The 1,336-nt window shown below is 66.6% G+C and carries 1 protein-coding gene; it reads left to right on the forward strand.

The features are described from left to right. On the forward strand, positions 1-1,336 hold a 1,336-nt coding region (locus ABH920_RS50015), incomplete at both ends, for a LamG domain-containing protein (protein WP_370356988.1).

The raw sequence follows: 1,336 nt of genomic DNA on the forward strand, positions 1-1,336 counted from the left end.
GCCCTCGACCCTGCCGTCCAACGGTGTCTTCGACGGCTACGCCGCCACCTGCTGCACCAGTCAGTACGTCCCCCTCGGCGGACGCCATCTGACGGTCGGAAACCACAAGCTGACCGTGACCGTGACCGGGCAGAACGCGCAGTCGGGCGGATACGGCATGGGCATCGACTTCTTCGAGGTCTCGCCCTTCGCAAACGTCACCGCCGACAGCTTCGCGCACTCCCTGAACAACCACGGGATCAGCGACGACACCGCCCCGAACAGCGCGAACATCGATCTGATCCACCCCGCCGACATCGGCACCGTGGGAACCACAGGAACCGGCGACTCGCTGTCCCTGCAAGCTCTCGCGAAGGCAGGCCTGGCTCCTTCCACCAACCTCACCCTGGACGGCGTCAACTTCAGCATCCCGGCCGCGAACGGGACGAACGACAACACCATCGCCATGGGGCAGACGATCACCCTGGACAAGAGTCAGCAGATCAGAGCCAACGCCGTCGCGTTCCTAGTGGCGGCGGTCAACGGCGGCACCCCGGGTGACTCGCCCCAGCGGCGGATCACCACCACGATCAGCTACTCCGCCGGCGGTGCAACCGACGTCAAGCCGATGCCCGCGGTCGCGGACTGGTGCACGGGACCTTCCGCGTCAGCGGCTTACGTCCTCCCCTATCGCAACGCCTCGACCGGCACCAACGACACAAGTTGTCCGGTACGGATCTACATGGTGGTGGTGCCGGTTCACCCGCAAAGCCCCCTGCAGTCGGTCAGCCTGCCGTACTACGGCACCGACGTGACGCCCGGAACACACGACCAGGCGCTGCACGTGCTCGCGATCGGAGTCCGTCCGGCGGCTGCCGCCAACCTGCCTGCCAGCGCTGACGCCTCCGGCAACAACCACCCGGTCACACTCAACGGCCGCGTCGGCTTCGACAACGCCGGCAAGAACGGAGCCGCGGTGTTCGACGGCTCCGGCGGCAACGCCGCCACGAAGGGCAACGTCCTGGACTCCACGCAGAGCTTCAGCATCTCCGCGTGGGTGAACGCCGCGAACCTCGGCACCACCCACCAGGTCGCCGTGGTCCAACAAGGCGCCAACGTCGGCGCCCTCTACCTGCAGTACAGCGGATCAACCTGGGAGTTCACCCGAGAAGACGCAGACATCAACGGCAGCACCGGCCAATCGGCCTTCTCCAACAGCCCGGCCACAACCGGCTGGACCCACCTGGTCGGGACCTGGGACTCGACATCCGGGACCATGATCCTCTACGTCAACGGCGTCGCACAGAACGCCACCGTCGTCGAGCACAACGCGATGCCCTCCACCGGACCGCTGGTG

Source organism: Catenulispora sp. EB89, from assembly GCF_041261445.1.
Taxonomy (GTDB): domain Bacteria; phylum Actinomycetota; class Actinomycetes; order Streptomycetales; family Catenulisporaceae; genus Catenulispora.